This window comes from Alloprevotella sp. Lung230 (assembly GCF_014385435.1).
GTDB lineage: Bacteria > Bacteroidota > Bacteroidia > Bacteroidales > Bacteroidaceae > Alloprevotella.
In genome coordinates this window covers 14,757-35,635 of sequence record NZ_JACSUD010000015.1, presented here as the reverse complement: position 1 = coordinate 35,635, position 20,879 = coordinate 14,757, and the positions used below count along the sequence as shown (strand labels likewise).

The following is a 20,879-nucleotide window of genomic DNA, read 5'->3' as shown; positions in this document are numbered from 1 at the left end:
AGCGACCATCCATCTTTTCTCACCTTTTCTCAATAGATTAAGCCATGACAGCAAGTGTGAACTTGGAGAATGATATTGTCATTTATCAAAGCGAAGATGGAAGCACTCAGCTGGATGTAAAGCTGGGCGGCGAAATGGTGTGGTTGAATCGTCAGCAACTTGCCGAATTGTTCGACAGAGATGTAAAGACAATCGGCAAGCACATTGCGAACGCCTTAAAAGAAGAATTAGACGATGACAACTCAACTGTCGCAAAATTTGCGACAGTTCAAACGGAAGGTAAACGTTTAATCACGAGAGAAGTAGAGCACTACAATCTGGACATGATTATCTCTGTGGGATATCGGGTGAAGAGTAAACGTGGTGTAGAGTTTAGGCGCTGGGCCACCAAGGTGCTGAAACAGTATCTCCTCAAAGGCTATGTGGTGCATCAGAACATTCGCAAACAGCAGATTGCCGAACTTCGGCAGTTGGTGCAAGTGGTCGGGCGCACACTTGGACAGCCTCCTCTCCCTACGACCGATGAAAGCCGCGCCCTCTTCGATGTGGTGATTGACTACACTTATGCGCTCGACACCCTCGATGATTACGACTATCAGCGCTTGGTCATCGGTCAAAGTCATCGTCAACCTCATCAACCAAGCCAACTAACCCTCACAACATCTACTTATCCAAAACAAATCTTGATATGAAAAAAATACTGCTTCTTTTGGCGACCTTTGTAGCCATAACCGCTTCGGCCTGCACCAACTTTTTGGTCGGCAAAAAAGCTTCAAAAAACGGCGAATGCTTCATTTCTTACAGCGCTGACTCTTGGGGCATGTATGGACGTTTGGTACACTATCCTGCCGGAACCCACGCCCCCGGAACGATGCGTCGCATCGTCGATGGCGACACGCATCACTACCTCGGCGAAATTCCGGAAGCCCCCGTTACTTACAACGTGATGGGCAACATCAACGAATATCAAGTGGCCATCACTGAAACCACTTTCGGAGGACGCGAAGAGTTGTGGCCTAAGCAAAAGGAAGGCGGTATCGACTACGTTTCGTTGATGTCCCTCGGTTTGCAACGTGCCAAGACCGCACGTGAAGCCATCAAGGTGATGACCGACCTCGTGGCCAAGTATGGTTACTCCTCAGAAGGGGAATCTTTCTCCATTGCCGATCCCAATGAAATTTGGATTATGGAAATGATCGGTAAAGGCGATGCCCAAAAAGGAGCTGTCTGGGTGGCTGTGCGCATTCCCGACGACTGCATCGCGGCACACGCCAATCAAAGTCGCATTCACAAGTTTGACCTCAAAGACAAGCAGAACGTGATGTATGCCAAAGATGTGATTAAGTTTGCACGCGAAAAAGGCTACTTCACCGGTAAAGATGCCGATTTCTCTTTCTCCGCAGCCTACTCCCCCGCCGACTTCGGCAGTCAGCGCTTCTGTGATGCGCGTGCTTGGAGTTTCTTCAATCACTTTGTGGAAGGAATGGACAAATACGTACCCTATGTGGACGGTTATCACATCGGTCAAAGCGAAGAGATGCCTCTCTACTTCAAGCCCAAACATCTGTTGAGTTTGGAAGATGTGATGGAAGCCATGCGCGACCACTATGAAGGCACGCCTTTTGAATTTCACAGCACCTTGGCCGGTGGCGTTTACGGCGCACCCTATCAGCCTTCGCCGCTGATGTGGGAACATAAAGGTAAAAAGTACTTCAACGAGCGCCCCATCTCCACTCAGCAGGCCAGTTATGTGGTGATTGCCCAACTCCGCTCATGGCTACCACGCGAAGTGGGCGGCGTACTTTGGTTTGGCAATGATGATCCCAACATGATTGCTTTCACACCGGTGTACTGCAGTGCCACAGAGGTGCCGGAATGCTATGCCGACAGCACCGGCAACGACCACACATTCACTTGGAAATCGGCCTTCTGGATGCAAAACTGGGTGTCGAACATGGTTTATCCCCGCTATAAGCAGATGTTCCCAACTCTGAAAAAGTGGCGCGATCAAGTTCAAGAATTCTATATCAAGACCCTCCGCACCAGTGATGAACTGGGACAGGAGCGTTTAAAAGCAAATCCTGCCAACGGTGTGGCTTATCTGACCGATCAGACGAAATTCTACGCCGGCCACATGATGAACGTCTGGAAACAACTGGGTGAATACCTCATCATCAAATACAACGACCAGGTGATTAAGGTCGAAACGGAAGATGAAGAGTGGAAACTCACTCCCGACAGCATCTGCGTTCCGACAGAGCGCCCCGGCTATCCCGAAGAATATCGTGAGAAACTCATCAAAGAAACGGGCGACCGCTTCTTGATGCCGGCCAAAAAATAAATTACAATCTTACGGAAAGGTGATTCTGCAACATTGAATCACCTTTCTGCTTTCCCATCGCCTTTAACACGCTATCCCTATGCAGCCAACTACTATACCCGACTTTACGGACGGCGCGCTCATTGCCGCCTTTGGTTTTGATGCCACAGAAATTGCACAAGCTGCCATCGCCCTCGCCGAAGAAGAAATCGGTTTGAAAGATTGGACACCTACCCCACAAGACATTGAAGCATTTCAGCGCGTGTACGAACTCGAAGCGATGAACGAGGAAATGCTCAAAACCGACAATTTCCGCAACCTGCTGGTTTCGCAAGCGGCCGATATGCGTGTGGTGCTGATGCTCATTGCCCATTGTGTGGTGTTGATGCGTCGGGTCAAAGGTACAACTGCGCTCGAAGCCCAACGGCGACTTTCGCTTGAGGCTGCACACATCTATGCTCCATTAGCGCACAAGCTCGGGCTCTACAAACTCAAATCGGAACTCGAAGATTTGTCACTCAAATACTTGGAGCACGATGCTTATTATGCCATCAAAGAAGCCCTCAATGCGACGAAGAAGAGCCGCGATGCCTACATCGAAAACTTCCTCGCGCCCATTCATCAAATGCTGGTTGAAGCGGGGCTGAAATACCACATGAAGGGACGCACGAAGAGCATTCACTCCATTTGGCAGAAGATGAAAAAGCAACGCTGCGGCTTTGAAGGCGTCTATGACCTTTTTGCCATCCGCATCATTCTCGACTCCAAACCATCGAAAGAGGTGGCGGAATGCTGGAAGGTGTTTTCGCTCATCACCAACCAATACGAGAGTAATCTCAAGCGCTTGAGGGATTGGGTGACTGTGCCCAAGTCTAACGGTTATGAGAGTTTGCACGTCACGGTGCTCGGCCCTGAAAACAAATGGGTGGAGGTGCAGATTCGCACAGAGCGTATGGACGAAGTGGCCGAACATGGGTTGGCGGCGCACTGGCGTTACAAAGGTGTGAAAAGCAGTGAGGGCGGTGTGGACAACTGGCTTGCAGGCATTCGGACCGCCCTTGAAGCCGGACGCGACCCACAGGTGGACGAACAGGCCTCTGCCGGTCTGAAAGAAAGTTCGGTCTATGTGTTTACCCCCAAAGGCGATCTCTTCAAACTCCCCGTGGGAAGCACCCTTCTCGACTTTGCCTACCTCATCCACTCCAAAGTGGGCAACCGCTGTGTGGGAGGTATCGTCAATGGAAAGAATGTACCGATGAGGCAGGTGCTGCAAAGCGGTCAAAAGGTGGAAGTGCAAACTTCCAACAACCAGCAGCCGCGTCCCGAATGGCTCAATATCGCGGTGTCGGGACATGCCCGCTCCAAAATCCGCCAAGCGTTGCGCGAAATTCAAAGCCGTGACAGCACGATGGGGCGTGAGATACTGGAGCGCAAACTCAAAAACCGCAAATTGGATTGGGATGAAAGCGCACTGAACCAAGTCATCAAAAAGTTGGGATTTAAGGAGGCGGCCGATTTTTATTCGACCATCGTCGAAGACAAAGCCGACTTCAATAACATTCTCGATCTCTATGTCGAATTTCAAAAACGTGAAGCCGGTGTTGGCGAGCGTGCTGAAATCCGCAGTGCGGAAGAATTTCATTTTCAAGAACGTGCCGACACTCGCCACGCCGATATGGACGATGTGCTGGTGATTGACCGCAACCTCAAAGGCCTTGATTTTCAAATGGCTCACTGCTGCAATCCGGTCTATGGCGATGAAGTGTTTGGCTTTGTGAGCGTTTCGGGCGGCATTAAAATCCACCGCGCCACCTGTCCCAATGCCCACCAAATGCGCAACCGCTTTCCCTACCGTATTGTTCAGGCACGATGGGCAGGAAAAGGCAGCAGCAATTATCCCATCACGCTTCATGTCGTGGGACAAGACGACCTCGGCATCATCAACAACATTACCTCTATCATCTCGAAAGAAGAGCACATCATGCTCCGCAACATCGCCATCGAGAGCAACGACGGCCTTTTCTACGGCACACTCACCGTGCTGGTCAATGACCTCACGCAACTCAGTACGCTGCTCAAAAAACTCCGCACCGTGAAGGGTGTGAAGGCGGTGAGTCGATAAACTCTGTCGTTAGAGCATGATCTTTGCGCACTCCCTCTCTCAGAAGAAAGGACAGGAAAAGACAAACTGAGCACTGTTCTTCTACTTTTGGGGGAGCTTCTCATCTACAATTCGTTTGCAAGAAGTGGGAAATGCGTAAAGAATGTACTATTTTTCAATGTTTACATGACAAAACCTTCAAAAGATTTTGCCATGTTTCTAACTTTAATTATATTTGCAGTAGTAAAATAATACACTAAAAAACATCATAAGTCAAATGGAAAAAGTAAAAAGAGTTTACACCTTCGGTAATGGACAGGCCGAAGGAGATGCTACAATGAGAGAACTCCTCGGCGGAAAAGGTGCCAACCTCGCTGAGATGAATAAGATCGGGGTACCTGTACCTCCGGGTTTCACCATCACCACCGACACCTGCAACGACTACTACCGCATCGGCCAGGAGGGCATCATTGCCGAATTGGAGGCAGAGGTCAATGCCGCCATCGCCAAGACCGAAGAAGCCATGAGCAGCAAATTTGGCGATCCCAAAAATCCGCTCCTCGTCTCCGTACGCTCGGGTGCTCGTGCCTCGATGCCCGGCATGATGGACACCATCCTCAACCTCGGTTTGAACGATGAGGTGGCCAAAGGTTTGGTTGAAAAGACCAACAATCCTCATTTCGTTTACGACTCTTACCGCCGCTTCGTGCAGATGTATGGCGATGTAGTGCTTGGGATGAAGCCCGAAAACAAGGAAGATATCGATCCCTTCGAGGCCATCATCGAAGAAGTGAAAGAAGCCCGCGGGGTGAAGCTCGATCAGGAACTTACGGTCGAAGACCTCAAGGGGCTTGTGGAGCGCTTCAAGAAGGCTATCAAAGAACAAACGGGGCACGACTTCCCCACCAATCCCAAAGAGCAACTTTGGGGGGCTGTGTGTGCAGTGTTCCGCTCCTGGATGAACGACCGCGCCATCCTCTACCGCAAGATGGAAAGCATTCCCGACGAATGGGGTACCGCGGTGAACGTGCAAGCTATGGTGTTCGGCAACATGGGCGAAACTTCTGCCACCGGTGTTTGCTTCAGCCGTGATGCCGGCAATGGTGAAAACCTTTTCAACGGTGAATATCTCGTTAACGCACAAGGTGAAGACGTGGTGGCCGGTATCCGCACGCCTCAACAGATCACCAAAATCGGTTCACAACGCTGGGCAGAACGTGCCGGCATTGAAGAATCCGAACGTGTCGCCAAATATCCCTCGATGGAGGAGGCAATGCCCGAAATTTATGCCGAACTCAACGCGCTGCAACACAAGCTTGAACAGCACTACCACGACATGCAGGACATGGAGTTCACCGTGCAGGAAGGCAAACTTTGGTTCCTCCAAACTCGCAATGGTAAGCGCACCGGTACGGCAATGGTCAAAATCGCTATGGACCTCCTCAGCGAAGGCATGATTGACGAAAAGACGGCCATCAAGCGCTGCGAGCCCAACAAGCTCGACGAACTCCTCCACCCCGTTTTCAACAAGAAGGCATTGGCCACTGCCAAAGAAGTAACCCGCGGTCTGCCTGCCTCTCCCGGTGCGGCTTGCGGTCAGATTGTCTTCCACGCCGACGATGCCGAAAAGTGGCATGCTGATGGCAAGAAGGTGATTATGGTGCGCATTGAGACCACTCCCGAAGACCTCGCCGGCATGGTGGCTGCCGAAGGTATCCTCACCGCACGTGGTGGTATGACCTCGCACGCTGCTGTTGTGGCACGCGGTATGGGTAAGTGCTGCGTTTCCGGTGCCGGTGCTATCGTTATCGACTACAAAGCGCGCACACTCACCATCGATGGAACGGTGCTGAAAGAAGGCGATTTCATCTCGCTCAATGGTACTACGGGTTGCGTCTACGCCGGCGAAATCCTCACCGAGGCGGCCGAACTTAGTGGCGACTTTGCCAAACTCATGGAACTCTGTGCAAAATACACCCGCCTCAACGTCCGTACCAACGCCGACACTCCTCAAGACGCCAAGGTGGCCAAAGATTTCGGGGCAACGGGCATCGGCCTTTGCCGCACGGAGCACATGTTCTTTGAAGCCGAGAAGATTGTGGCTATGCGCGAGATGATTCTCAGCGAGACAGCAGAAGGTCGCGAAAACGCACTCAACAAGATTCTCCCCTATCAGAAGGCCGACTTCCTCGGCATCTTCCGTGCCATGGACGGTCTGCCCGTCAACGTTCGTCTGCTCGATCCCCCTCTCCACGAGTTCGTTCCTCACGACAAGGCAGGACAAGAAGAGATGGCCAAAGCCATGAACGTGACGCCCGAATACATCCGTCAGCGCGTACAGAGCCTTGTGGAGGCCAACCCCATGCTCGGACACCGTGGCTGCCGCTTGGGCAACACCTATCCCGAAATCACCGCCATGCAAACTCGCGCCATCCTCGGTGCAGCTATCGAGTTGAAGCGCGAAGGCCTGAACCCGCAACCCGAGATTATGGTGCCCCTCACCGGTATTCTCTATGAGTTTGAGGCGCAAGAGAAGGTCATCCGCGACACGGCTGCCAAGCTCTTTGCCGAAGAAGGCGTGGAAGTACCCTTCAAAGTCGGCACGATGATTGAAATCCCCCGCGCAGCCCTTACGGCCAACCGCATCGCCACTCGTGCGGAATATTTCTCCTTCGGCACGAACGACCTCACGCAGATGACCTTCGGTTATTCGCGCGATGACATCGCCAGCTTCCTCCCCGTATATCTCGAGAAGAAAATCCTCAAGGTGGATCCTTTCCAAGTACTCGACCAAAATGGTGTAGGTCAGCTCGTCAAGATGGCCGTTGAGAAAGGACGCTCCGTTCGTCCCGAACTCAAATGCGGTATTTGCGGCGAACACGGTGGTGAACCCTCCTCCGTGAAGTTCTGCCACAAGATTGGTCTCAACTACGTGAGCTGCTCGCCCTTCCGCGTGCCCATCGCCCGCCTCGCTGCTGCGCAGGCAGCGGTCGAGGAATAAGGCGTTAAGCCCTCTCTACTAACGAGTCAGGCGGTAAGTCTCTGATAGAGGCTTGCCGCCTAACTCGTTTTATTACGATCAGCGCAATGCAGAATATGCAAAATCGGCCCATCTACGATGTAGTCCAATAAAATGGTGTAAATTCCGATGGCGAGAGGCGTGCCATGCGCAATTTCTCCTGCTCTGAAGGTGGCGAAATTAGATGCACCCGATGGCCGGAACTCTCCACCCTCTTTTCGTATCGTCCCCCTTGAATATATAGACATCTCACCGCTCAAAAAAGCCACTCCACTTGAAGTTTAACACGAATTTAACACTTTGAGGTCTCACAGTGGGAGAAACTTCACTCATTTATCCAGATACTGGCTTTCACTACCTCAGAGCTAATTTTTTCTATCTCCCAGCTGGAAAAAACTACCTCTGAGTTTTTTGCTCCGCAAGGCCGGCAGGCGTGGAGAAGATACCAACCTATATTTCGTTTCTCTTTTGAGACAAAAAATCTCCGTCTTTGGAGCAGACCTCTTAACCTTGGGAGATGAGCTCCTCCCTCTCCTCTGTTCCCCTCCTCGCGCGCGTCACACTACAATAGTCCCCTCTTTTTGCCTTCACTGCCTTCACCTCGCTGGTAAATCCTTGAATTTTAGTAGCTTGCGAAATCGGGTTCTTGCTGCTTCCGCTTGCCTATCGCTCCCTCGGGTGAAGGCAGGTGAAGGAAAAAACTATCCATTGCCTTCACCCATAAATGCTTGTAATCTTGCACTTTAATGACCTCGGTGAAGGAGTGAAGGCAAAAAGTGCGTGCTATTGTAGGGTATACGCGCGCGTGAATAAGCCTTGTTGAACCTGATGTTTGTATGAAGTTGCGGCAACCACACAATTCGCATCGCGATGCGGCAGTCTGTCTGTGAGATATTTCCTTTAAGTCGGTGATTAAAATGATTCGTAGTTAAGTAGGTTTTCAAAATGAATGCTGCTTATCTTGAATGTCTGTCCGAATTCAACGAAGAGAAGTGGGTTAGTATATGACCTTTTCACTAAAAGTGATGATATTTGGGCGGTGGTTTTGTGCAGGAAGAAGGGTCGTATCACCAAATGTGGGTATTTCCCGTCTCTGAAGAAATGCGTAAATTTGCCAACTATCTATTTACTTCTTCAGAATGAAACTATCCGACTTAAAGAATAATGAAACTGGTTTTGTGGTGACGCCCGAAGGCAGCCCCTCCTTTCGTCTGCGACTTGAAGAACTGGGATTTGTGCCGGGACAGGAGGTGACCCGCCTTTATGCTTCGCCCATGGGGACACCCATCGTCTTCTCCATGCTGGGGCAACGTGTGGCGCTGCGCAAGGCCGAAGCCGACCACATCGCCATCAGTACCGAACGACCGATTGAAAACTATGCCGACGAACAGCGGGTGGCAAAATCCAACGTTGCTGCCCCACCGACAGCGGAAGCTGTAGCGCCCGAGGGCGACAACTGCGGGGGATGCCCCGGATGCGGACCGCGCAAAAAGTTAGGTCCGAAGGGAGATGGCACCCTGACCATCGCCCTTGTGGGCAATCCTAACTGTGGAAAAACCACCGTGTTTAATGCCGCTTCCGGCGGTCACGAACGCACGGGCAACTATGCCGGCGTCACGGTGGCGAGCGTGGTGGGAGAGACCACCTTTGAGGGGCGCACCCTGCGATTTGTCGACCTTCCCGGCACTTACAGTCTCCACGCCTATTCGCCCGAAGAAGCCTACGTGATGAGCGAACTCCGCAAGGGAGAAATCGATGTCGTGCTCAATGTGCTCGATGTCAACAATCTGGAGCGTAACCTGCTGCTCACCCTCCAACTGCGCGACATGGGGGTGCCGATGGTGGGAGTGCTCAACATGTACGACGAATTTGAAGAGAGCGGTTCGACGCTCGACATTGAGCGCTTGGAGGGCCACATGGGGATGCCCTTTGTGCCTTGTGTGGCGAGCCGTCGGCGCGGGGTCGATGAGGCTATCCGGCAGGCAGTGCGTCTGGCCGATGAGTGTCATGCAGCGGCGGAGAGCGATGAGGTGTGCCACACGCGCCATCAGCGCACGACCGACCCCCACAGCACGGCCGACCCTCACGCGCTGGTTCACCACTATCTGTCGGACATCTACCACCTCAACGAAGGGCGTGCCGTGCGCCTCACCGCACGGGTCGACCGATGGTTGGCCGGTAGTTGGCTCTCATTTTTGGCCTTTTTCGCCATCATCTGGCTGGTGTTCTATGCCACGTTCACCCTCGGTCAATATCCGATGGACTGGATGGATGCCGGTGTGGCGTGGGTGGGCGAGCAAGTGGCCCGCTATCTGCCCGACACTTGGTGGCGTGACCTGATCACGTCCGGCGTCATCGGCGGCGTTGGGTCCGTCATCGTGTTCCTGCCCAATATCCTCATCCTCTATTTCTTTATCTCCATTTTAGAGGACAGTGGCTACTTGGCACGTGCCGCGCTCCTGTTCGACCCTCTGTTGCAGCGGGTCGGTCTGCATGGCAAATCGTTCTTCCCGATGCTCACCGGTTTTGGGTGCAATGTGCCGGCGGTGATGGCCACCCGCACCATCGAGAGCCGAAAGAGTCGTCTCATCACGATGATCACACTGCCCTTCATGTCTTGCTCGGCACGCCTGCCGGTCTACACGATTTTCACGGCCGCTTTCTTCCCGCGCTATGCCACATGGGTCATGTTTGCACTCTATTTCGGTGGTATCCTCACCGCTTTTGCATCGGCCTGGCTCATCAGTCGCGGCTATCACCGCCGCGAAGAAAACCACTTCGTGATGGAGATACCCCCCTATCGCCGCCCTGTCGCTTCAAGCGTGATGACCCATACTTGGGAAAAGGGACGTCAATATCTGCGCAAGATGGCAGGGCTCATCCTGGTGGCCTCGATTGCCGTGTGGACCTTGGGTTACTTCCCGCGTGCCGAAGGCGAGGTGACGCCCGCCGAGCAGCAGGAACAATCCTACTTGGGTCGTGCCGGCCACTTCATCAGTCCTGTCATTGCACCGCTGGGCTTTGACTGGCGCATGGGTGTGGGGTTGCTTTCAGGCGCTATGGCCAAAGAACTGATGGTGTCTACGCTCGGTGTGCTCTACGATATTGATGAGGACACGGCAGCGGCCGCAGGCACAGGTGATGATGCGGCGGCCGACACTGCCCTCACCACCGCCTTGCGGGCTTCGACTTCCCCCGCTTCGGGCCTCTCCTATTTGGTCTTTGCCTTGCTCTACATCCCCTGTCTGGCCACGATTGTGGCGATCAAAGGTGAGAGTGGTCGCTGGCGCTACGCCCTCTTTGCCGGATTGTATTCCACGGCCTTGGCTTATGTCGCGGCGTTCCTTGCCTTTACGCTCGCATCGCTCTGACGAGTGCGTTCGCAGCCGACTGAATACCGAGGATTTACCTCCCCAAATGCTTTTCTTTCTGAAAAAATACCGCCATCTTCTTTTCTCGTTGAGCAAAAGCACGGGCTAAATACAAAAAAAATCACATTCTGCAAACTTTTTGTAAGATTTAGTTTGCATTTCTGAAATAAAGGTTGTACATTTGCACTCGTAAACTCCGGTGAATCGCGTTTTCCGAATGCACTATTGTCCACGAATCTAATTCTCAATCCTATCACCCACTTTTAGTTATGGAGACCTTTTTTCAAACCCATGCCTACCTCATTGAGCATACCAGCGCCCCTGTGCGTAGAGCTCTGATGGACACCATCGATTGGAGCTATCGACTGATTGGTATTCGTGGTCCCAGAGGAGTGGGACGCACTGCCTTTCTGCTCACCTATGCCAAAGAGAATTTTGACTCGCGCTTGCGTCAATGTCTCTATGTGAACATGAACTCGTTCTACTTCCAGGGACGTAAGTTGGTGGACTTTGCGGGCGATTTCATCAAAGCTGGTGGACAAGTGCTCCTCATCGACCAGGCCTTCAAGCTCCCCAATTGGAGAGAACAGCTCATCGAATGCTATGAACGCTTCCCTTACCTTCGCATCGTCTATTCGACCACTTCAGTGCGTGGTGGAGAGAACGACCACACCGAGCTCAACTCTATCGCACGCCAGTATTGGCTGCACGGCTTCTCGTTCCGTGAGTTCATCAATCTCCAGACGGGCGAAAACTTCCGAGCCTATACGCTGAAAGAACTGCTCGAAGACCACAAAGGCATCCTCAAAAGTATTCTGCCCAAGGTGCGCCCCTGGGAGTATTTTCAGCAGTATCTCCATCACGGCTACTATCCCTTCTTCCTCGAAAATCGGAATTTCACCGAAAACCTCTTGCGCGCCATGAACACGATGATTGAGGTGGACATCCTCTTCATCAAGCAGATTGAACTCAAATATCTGGAGCGCATCAAGAAACTCCTCTACCTCCTCGCCGTCAGCGACTCTCCGTCGCCCAACGTGAGCCGCTTGGCCGAGGAAATCGGCACTTCGCGAGCCACGGTGATGAACTATCTCAAATACCTCGAAGAGGCACGTTTGGTCAACCTTATTTATAAGGAGGGAGAAAGCTTTCCCAAAAAACCGGCAGCCGTGCTTCTGCACAACCCCAACCTCATCTACTCCATCTACTCGCCCGAGATTTCGGAGCAACAGATCATGGAGACTTTCTTCGTCAACTCCCTTTGGCGTCACCACACGGTCAATCGCGGAAAACGCGACACCCTCTATCGCATCAACAGCAACACCGATATCTGTGTGTGCGACCGCTCGAAGCGTGTGAAGAGCGACCCTTACACCGTGCTCGCGCGCTACAACACGGAAGTGGGACGTGGCGACAACGAAATCCCACTTTGGCTCTTCGGTTTCCTCTACTAAACACCGCAGAGGGGACTTCTCAAAGACGCTCCTCAAAGAAATAAAGACACGACCTCAAAGGTGCAGATTGCGCCTTTGAGATCGTTTCTTTTGTGCCATCGGCCGAGATTAAGTAGGTGCTCAGAATTAATCGTAGCTATCTTAGTCGTAAGCAATTCCCTGGTTTGATACCATGTTTGTTTCAATTAATTTTGGATACCTACTTGTCGGGATCTGCGGCGCACTTTCCATCCCGTCCAGAGGATGAGCAGGCAGAGGATGCCCGCCAGGAAAATATAGAATAGGCTGGGCTCGATGAGGAATGTGTAGAGGCGGCCGTTGTGCAACTCTAAGGCCACATTCCAAAGCGACATGGGCAGATGGCGCATGGACTCCGGCTGCTTCAAGCGGTCGGTGCCGCCGTAGTGGCTCACCACGATAGGGCGGGGCGTGCCGTCGACGTTGCGAAAATCGCTGCTGAACCCGCCCACAGCCAGTTGGCCGAAAGGCATGCGAGAGGGACGAACGACGGGTTCGCCGGTCATGTAGTCGGCCGAGGCGTTCATCTGGCGCTGCCAGCGATAGAAACCATTGAACGAGCCTATCAGCCAATGGCCATCGGATTCCCGCTCAAAGACGTTGAGGCCCATCACGCTCACAGGAGGCGTATTGTCGATGGGCACCGGGAGTTCGTGAAAGTCCTTGAAAGCATAAAATCCCGACGACGTTGAGAGTAGCCAATCACCCATTTGGTCGTCGTAGCGCAACATGCGCAGGCGGTCGTGCCATGGGTTGTCGCTGTCGAGCGTCGAAAAGGGTATCGGAGGTGTGGAGAGGTTGACCAGCGCCAAGAGTAAAGGCGGTCGCAAACTCCATCCGGTCAGTACGACAAAGAGGAGAATCACGATGGTCTTTCGCCCTATCCAGTCGTGAAAGCGCAGGTTTTGCCCGAAAAGGCGTGCCACAAAGCGACGACGCGAAGAGGTGCGTAGGCGTTTGAGCCAATGAGGAAAGAGGAAGTGAAGCACTCCCGTGAAACTCAGGACAATGAGCAAAACGGCGACGGCATCCATAAATAGCTGTCCCGGCAGGCCGAAGATGGCACCGCTGTGGAGGTGCCACACCGTGCGGAAGAGGCTGATCCGCCCATCATCGTCGATGGCTTTGGGCAGCGTGATGCGCTCAAACCGACGGTAGGGCGGGCGTGCCACGTAGAGGAAGGAGCGTCCCACCACGACCAAACTGTCGCCTCGGAGGGTGAGGTCGGAATAGCGCTCATCGCCCGCGGGAAGGACCACGGATTGCCACGCATCGTGTGGAGCAGAGCGTCGATACAGCCCAAACTGTCCCATGGCCCACAGTTGCCCATCGCCGGTTTGCGCCAAAGCACGGATGTTGCGATGGTCGATGCCGTGAGGCAGACCGACATTGGCATCCGCCACCTTCTGCCCCAACGTGTCGGCGCTCCAAATCCCGGAATTTCCGTAGATGAACACACTGTCGCCTACGCGCAGCGTGCCGCGCAGCAGACCTTGATTCCAATCTTTATAGCGAAATAGCTCCGGAAGGTAGCGGCGTGAAAGGCCTAAGTCGGAAAATGCGTTGCGATGATTGAGCACAATGCCCGACACGCAGAAAGCGATGAGGAAGGCACAAAAGCCCAAGCCTATCCACTTGTGGAGGCGACGGAATGTTTTCGGTTTCATAAAGATGTATTTGCGAAGAACTCTCGTTTCATTGTTTTACGGACTGGTGTTGATAGACAGGCGTTTTCTTGCGACGGCCTGATTCAAAACTCATCCTTCGTTGGAGCATACTCATTTGGTTCAACGAAAAAGTTCGTTTCTCCAAAGGAAATCTATAAACCAAGGTTTGGTTTATATAATTCAAGCTTTGGTTTATATAATTCAAAGTTTGGTTTATAGATTGCGCCTTACTTAGAGAAGTTTTTCCGTTTCAAAAAATGTTTGTTTACTTACTCTTTTGTTTTATTCAAGGGGGAGAAGAGAGTGCAAAGATACGAAAAAAAGCGCATTCTTCCACGTCTCTTCCTCTCTCTCGGTCAATCTCCTGAAGATAAGGTCGATTTCCTGCCTTTGCGAGAGTGGATTTTTTTCGTGATGGGCAGCGTATTTTGTTTTGTGTGTCTTTTTTGTCCATGTTTTTGTGGCGGGTCGCTCGCCTTATTTCCCAAAAATATGCGTACCTTTGCGCCGCTTCTGGCTTTTCTGCTCGGGGGGCATATCTTGTGCGGCATGTTACACAATATATTACGCGACCCATTTTGAGCCAAAACCAGTAAGCGGAAGAAGGCGTTTGAGGACGCAGTTCTTCTAAAAGTCTCATTGGTCGTCAAAACCGGTGGTTTCATCGATAATATTTTTACACTTCAAAAACATTCTCTATTTTTGTAACATCAAACAACAGCATGAAGAAAATCCTTATCGCTGTCGCCGTCATCACGGTAAGCCTCACACTTCATTCGTGTGGAACAGCAGGTTCGGCACTGACCGACTCTCTCTTCCAAGGAGGAAACGGAAAGCAAAACCAAACCACACAAACGCTCGTCAATTCAGGAGCAGGCATTTTGGACAATGTCCTTTCGGGATTGTTCCGTAGCAGCCCGCTCACTCAAAGAGAACTCATCGGCACTTGGAGCTACACCGGTAGCGATGCCGTGTTTGAGAGCGAAAACCTCTTGGCGCAAGCCGGAGGAACTGTCATTGCCTCGCAGATTGAAAGCAAAGTGGACACCCAGTTGGCCAAGTACGGCATCAAGAAGGACGTCACTCGCTTCACCTTCAATCGTGACAACACTTTCACCGTCTCTATGGGCGGACGAAAGTTTGGAGGGACGTATAAGTTCGATGAAAAGAACCGCACACTCACCCTTTCCACGATGATGGGCCTCATGACGCTCTCGCCCAAAGTGGCGCGCACTGCCGGTGGCATCTCCGTCCTCTTCGAAGCCGACAAACTGCTCACGTTGGCAGGCGGCATCTCCTCTCTCTTAGGTCAATCCAGCACGCAGATGAGCATGCTTTCGAGCATCATCAGCAACTATTCTGGTTTGCACATCGGCCTCCAAATGAAGAGAGTATAATATCTTTTGAAGCATTTCTCGTATTTATAGTTTCTTGAACGGATCTGTGTACAGTGGTACATAGGCCGTTCTTTTTTTATGGCCGATCTGATGAGTGGGCTTTATTGCAGGAGAAAGCCCCAAGGGAATAAACTCAGGATATAATACTAAAATAATTTGCATAACATTTGGGGGTTAAAAACTTTCTTTGTACTTTTGCTCTGAAAATGCTTACCGCGCCTAACAAAATAGCAATAAAAACCGCATAATTCACTTTCCCTGCATATAAATCAGTCAGGGGCCCAAAAACAAATATAACATACTATGATTAAGCCTATGCTATCTGTAAGAGCGATGCTCTTGATTGCAATGCTGACCGGTGGGGCAAGCAGCCTTGTCCCCACAACGCTGCATGCTGCTTCTTCGATTGTGCAACAGAAAGCCGTCCTTAAAGGACGGGTGCTCGACGCCACAGGTGAGCCTGCAGTCGGGGCTTCCGTCATCGTTGTCGGTGCGGGTACCGGAGCGACTGCTGAACTCAATGGCTCATTCACAATTAAGAATGTGGCGCCCGGCGCTACCATCAAAGTTTCGCTCATCGGCTACAAATCGCAAACGCTGAAGTGGGACGGAACGTCTGAACTCAACATCACCCTTGAAGAAGAAACCGCCAACCTCAACGAGGTGGTGGTGACGGCCATGGGTATCACTCGTAAAGCCAGTTCGCTCACTTACTCTACCCAACAGCTCCGCGCCGACGAGTTGATGAAGGTGCAAGATCCTAACCTCATCAATGGTATCGAAGGTAAAATCTCGGGTGTGACCATCACGCCTTCTGCCGGTGGTGCCGGTGGTGCATCGAAAATCACGCTGCGTGGTAACAAATCTATTCAGGGTAACAATGCTCCCCTCATCGTAGTGGATGGTGTGCCCATGACCAACAACGTGCGCGGACAGGCCAGCGATGTCTTTAATCTCACTTATTCGAGTGTTACGGAAGGCAGCGACCCTCTCTCCATGATCAACCCTGACGACATCGAATCGATGAACGTGCTGAAGGGCGCCAATGCCGCAGCGCTCTATGGTTCGGCAGCTGCCAATGGTGTGGTGATGATTACGACCAAAAAAGGTAAGGAAGGCAAACTCGATGTGAATGTCACCTCCAACATCACTTTCGAAAGCCCACTGCTCACCCCCAAGGTGCAAAACCTCTATGGAGCTGAAGTCACGGCAAGCGGTCTGACGCTCGGCAGCTGGGGCGACAAGATGCCCGGTGGTGGCGCTTATACGGCTACGGTGAACGCTGCACCTACCATTGGCGGCACACGCGAAGTGCACCTGCGCAACTCTGCCAATGACGATATCAACAACTTCTTCCGTACAGGCGTGACAGCCAACAACTCAGTTTCTCTCTCTGGTGGTACGGAGAAAATCAAGACTTATTTCTCGTTTGCCAACTCGCACTCCAATGGTATGTTGGAGAGCAACAATTACAATCGTAACACACTTTCTTTCCGTCAAAGTTACAACTTCTGGAAGCGAGTAAACATAGACGTCAATGCCAACTACGTGCAGACGAAAACCAACAACCGCATAGGTGGTGGTACGGTGGGCAATCCCCTCTACGACCTCTACACGATGCCTCGCAACGTAGACCTCGGCTACTATCGCAACCACCTTTCGACAGCAGGTAAGTGGCAGTCGGCCGAACGTTCTTACTTTATGGCTGACCCAGTGACCGGTGCCTATAAAGAGGTGAGTGGGCGCGCTCAACTTGCCGGACCGCTCCAAGAATGGGCATTCCAAACGGCGGAAAAGAACAACCCCTATTGGCTGCTCAATCAGAACCGCAGTGTCGCACGTGACGACCGCTTCTATGGCAGTTTGCAAGGACGTGTGGATATCTACGACGGTTTGGCTTTCCAAGCGCGTGTGAGCATTGACCATTCTAAGTACAATGGTGAGGGCAAGACTTACGCCTCTACCTGGGGACCTCAGGCGATGAACGACTATGGAACCTACTACTTGGCCAACAGCCGCACCAACGAAATCTATACCGACTACCTCCTTTCTTACAACAAGCAAATCCAAGATTGGAGTCTTTCGGCAACAGCCGGATGGGTGGGGCACATCATCAAGGGAACGGACGTGAGCACCTACACGAACGCCACATATGACACCTCTCAGGGCTACTTGCTGAAAGAACTGCCCACTGTCATCAACCGCTTTGACCCCTCTTCGGGTGGTGCCGGCGTAACGAGCAAGAACATCTCGAGCAACTGGGACAAAGCAGCCCTCTTCACCGCACAAGTAGGTTGGCGCGATATGGTCTATGTAGACGGTTCCTATCGTCGTGACTGGTATCGCACCTTCCGCCAATTCTCTGCCCTCGGTACGCCCGACAACTATGGCTACTTTGGCTTCGGTGCCAACGCCATCCTTTCAAGCCTTCTCAATTGGAAGGACGAATATGTGAAGTATCGTGTCAGCTACTCCGAGGTGGGTAACTCCATTCCTAACGTCCTCTTCAATGCTGTGCGTATCGACCCCCGTACCGGTGCTGCCAGCGTACTGGGTTACAACAACTTCTGGCCCATTCCAGAGAAGACGCGTTCTTTCGAAACGGGGGTTGAAACTCAGTTCTTCAACAATCGCCTGAACATCGACCTGACCTACTACAACGCAGCGATGCACAACTCTTACCTCACGATCGCCGCTTCCAATGGTAAGTCGCAACCGGTGAATAGTGGTGTCATCCGCAACCAAGGTATCGAAGCTACGGTGGGATACGACTGGAACAACATCATCCCCGGCCTTCGCTGGAAAACGAGTGTAAACTTCTCTTACAACCACAACCGTATCGAGAAGACCTATGTGGAAGATGGCCGCAACAAGGAAATGGCCATCACAGTGGCCGGTGGTAAGGTGCAGGTGAATTATAAAGTGGGCCGTCCTTATGGCGAAATGTATGTCAACGACTACACTCGCTGGCGCGATGACGTTTACCGTGATGCCAACGGCAAGCTCAATTCCGATGGCAATGGTACGCTTGTCCACAAGGCTGGTGACATCTACATCAACGACCAAGGTCAGCCTTCATTCGATGGTAAGAAGCGCTATGTCAACTCTGCAGGCAATGTGCGTGTCGACAAAGGCGGTGAACGTTTTGGGCTGAATGTAGGTAATATGAACTCCAACGTACAGCTCTCTTGGAGCAATACATTCTCCTACAAGAATTTCTCGCTCTACTTTCTCATCAATGGTCGCATTGGCGGAAAAGTGGTATCGCTCACCGAAGGTTATCTCGACCGTTTGGGAGTGTCGAAGCGCACAGGAGATGCTCGTCGTCATGCTGAAGCCACCGGTCTCAAAGCTGCTGATGGCTCATGGGGACTTTCGATCAACGAAGGTCGCGACATCGTGAATGGTCGTAAGTACTACGAAGCCGTGGGTAGCAGTAGCGCCATCGACTACATCTATAACGCCACCAACTTCCGTCTTCGTGAACTTTCTTTGGGCTACACTTGGCGCAACCTCTTGGGCGAAGGTAAGAATGTGAGCGTATCGGCCATCGGACGCAACCTCTTCTTCTTCTACAAGGATGCTCCCGTCGATCCCGACATTTCTCTCTCTACTGCCAACGGCTTGGGCGGTTTCGAAATCTTCAACCTCCCCTCTGCCCGCTCCTTTGGTGTGAATGTCAAGCTCAATTTCTAATCCTAATATCGCAACATTATCATGAACAAGAATATCTATGCCATTGGTCTTTTGGCGTGCGCCACTCTTGGCGTGCAGTCATGTATGGACTATGATGATCCTCTCGACTCGATGCAAGTGAACGATCGTACCATCGACAATACGGTCTATGTGGGCAATGTCGATGTCATCGACTACCACAAGCAGGTGAGCAAAGAGGGATTCGCCAAAGCACGCGAAGTGCTCGAAAAAGATGTTTATCCTCAGAGCAAAACCGCTCAATGCTTATTGCGTGGAGGAAAGACTGAAAATTGGGGCTTAGTGCCTTCCAGCCCTCACAACTATCAGTTCTTCTATACGCTCGGTCCGGATGCCTATGCAGGCTATCTCGTTGTCCCTCACAACTTCGGTGGTCGTCTCACTTCCAGTTATCGTGTATCCGACGACTTCAATGGTGGGCCTTTCGGAGCTTACACAGGGGCTAAGAATGCGTTGATGCCCATTCTGCACCATCCCATGTCGGACAGCATCCCTGAAATGAAAGCCATCAACCTGCTCTACTATTGCATTGGTGCACAAGAACGTGCAGACATGGCAGGTCCGTTCACTTACCTTGAAGATAAGCAGAACTCGCAAAATCCGAAAGTCTACAACGACTTGAAGACCATCTACCATGGCATCGTGCAAAACATTGATACCATCGTGGCTACACTCAAAGCCTATGACAAACGCCCCGATTGGTACAAAGAAGGTATCACCGACCTTTGCATGACCTACAATGAAAGCAATCTCGACAGCGAACGTGGTTTTGAAGGTATGCGCAGCTACATTGCTTTGGCCAACTCGCTCAAACTACGTATGGCGATGCACATCGTGAAAGTAGAGCCCGAAACGGCAAAGAAATGGGCAGAAGAGGCTGTGAAGAGTGGTGTGATAGAGAGTGTCAATGATCAACACGGTATCTTTGTCAAGAAGATGGGCGGTAAGCACGCCTTGGCCGAAATTATGGTCAACTGGGACGACTCTCGCCTGAGCGCCTCCTTGGAATCTCTCCTCATGAGCCTCGATCATCCCACCACCCACTACTTGTGGAAAAACAATAGTGGCGAAATCACGAATAGCAAGAAAGAAGTGACGCCCGACAATGATCGCATTGTGGGTATTCGCGTAGGTACGTTCGTGGGCGAAGGCAAGAAATCATCGGGCAACCAGTATGGACGCTACTCCTCCTTTGCGTTCGATGTGATGCAGAATGCTCCTCTCTACTACGTGAAGTACGCCGAAGTCTGCTTCTTGCGTGCCGAAGGTGCTTTGCGCGGTTGGAACATGGGCGGCACTGCCGAACATTTCTACAATGAAGGTGTCCGCCACGCTTACGTGGAAGATCCCTCTCTCATCGGCAGCAGCCCCTATAGCAAGCTCATCGAAGACTATCTCAAGAAAGAAACTCCTACGGCTTACGTCCAAAAAGACCCCATGGGTGGTGAAGACTGGCCTTCGGTGACGAAAGTAGGTGTGAAGTGGAATGATGGTGATACGCCTGAAGTGAAACTCGAAAAGATCATGACTCAGAAGTATATTGCTCTCTTCCCCCTCTCCACAGAAGCTTGGACGGAACTTCGTCGCACGGGCTATCCCAAGCTTTTCCCTGTGCTCAATGCCGATGATGGTGATGGTTCGCTCCAATATGGCGACCTTATCCGTCGCATTCCTTGGAATGCCACCGACCCCATCACCAAGGGCAACATCGAGGCTACGGGTCTCAATGCCTTAGGTGGTGAAGACCTCCAGTCCACTCGCTTGTGGTGGGACGTCAATGCCCCTAATTTCTAATCGAAACCTTTAACGGAGAGGCTT

At 51.9% G+C, this 20,879-nt stretch carries 9 protein-coding genes and 1 pseudogene; 9 read left to right on the top strand and 1 reads right to left on the bottom strand.

Annotated features, from left to right (window positions below):
* Positions 1-44: 44 nt before the first annotated feature.
* From H8527_RS08090 to H8527_RS08065, 6 genes and pseudogenes are all read left to right on the top strand, one after another.
* Positions 45-617, top strand: a pseudogene (locus H8527_RS08090) (virulence RhuM family protein); the annotation flags it as partial.
* 71 nt (positions 618-688) lie between these two features.
* On the top strand, positions 689-2,341 hold the full coding sequence (locus tag H8527_RS08085) for a dipeptidase (RefSeq protein ID WP_187547214.1): 1,653 nt from the start codon (positions 689-691) through the stop codon (positions 2,339-2,341).
* Between the two features lie 79 nt (positions 2,342-2,420).
* Entirely contained in the window at positions 2,421-4,442 is a 2,022-nt protein-coding gene (locus tag H8527_RS08080) for a bifunctional (p)ppGpp synthetase/guanosine-3',5'-bis(diphosphate) 3'-pyrophosphohydrolase (RefSeq protein WP_187547212.1), read from the top strand.
* Positions 4,443-4,698: 256 nt separating this feature from the next.
* Positions 4,699-7,422, top strand: coding sequence for a pyruvate, phosphate dikinase (gene ppdK, locus H8527_RS08075; RefSeq protein WP_187547210.1), 2,724 nt, complete (start codon positions 4,699-4,701; stop codon positions 7,420-7,422).
* Positions 7,423-8,579: 1,157 nt separating this feature from the next.
* A complete protein-coding gene (gene feoB, locus H8527_RS08070; protein ID WP_187547208.1) occupies positions 8,580-10,811 on the top strand; it encodes a ferrous iron transport protein B in 2,232 nt (743 codons plus the stop codon).
* Positions 10,812-11,080: 269 nt separating this feature from the next.
* A complete protein-coding gene (locus H8527_RS08065; RefSeq protein WP_187547206.1) occupies positions 11,081-12,265 on the top strand; it encodes an AAA family ATPase in 1,185 nt (394 codons plus the stop codon).
* 185 nt (positions 12,266-12,450) lie between these two features.
* Here H8527_RS08065 and H8527_RS08060 read toward each other — a convergent pair whose 3' ends face one another.
* Positions 12,451-13,950, bottom strand: a complete 1,500-nt coding sequence (locus H8527_RS08060; RefSeq protein WP_187547204.1) for a PepSY-associated TM helix domain-containing protein — start codon at positions 13,948-13,950, stop codon at positions 12,451-12,453.
* 722 nt (positions 13,951-14,672) lie between these two features.
* Between H8527_RS08060 and H8527_RS08055 the strand changes: the two genes are divergently transcribed.
* From H8527_RS08055 to H8527_RS08045, 3 genes are all read left to right on the top strand, one after another.
* On the top strand, positions 14,673-15,347 hold the full coding sequence (locus tag H8527_RS08055) for a lipocalin-like domain-containing protein (RefSeq protein ID WP_187547202.1): 675 nt from the start codon (positions 14,673-14,675) through the stop codon (positions 15,345-15,347).
* 315 nt (positions 15,348-15,662) lie between these two features.
* Positions 15,663-19,043, top strand: a complete 3,381-nt coding sequence (locus H8527_RS08050) for a SusC/RagA family TonB-linked outer membrane protein (RefSeq protein WP_255498553.1) — start codon at positions 15,663-15,665, stop codon at positions 19,041-19,043.
* Between the two features lie 21 nt (positions 19,044-19,064).
* Complete coding sequence (locus H8527_RS08045; RefSeq protein ID WP_187547198.1) at positions 19,065-20,855, top strand: SusD/RagB family nutrient-binding outer membrane lipoprotein; 1,791 nt, start codon at positions 19,065-19,067, stop codon at positions 20,853-20,855.
* The last annotated feature ends 24 nt before the right edge of the window (positions 20,856-20,879 follow it).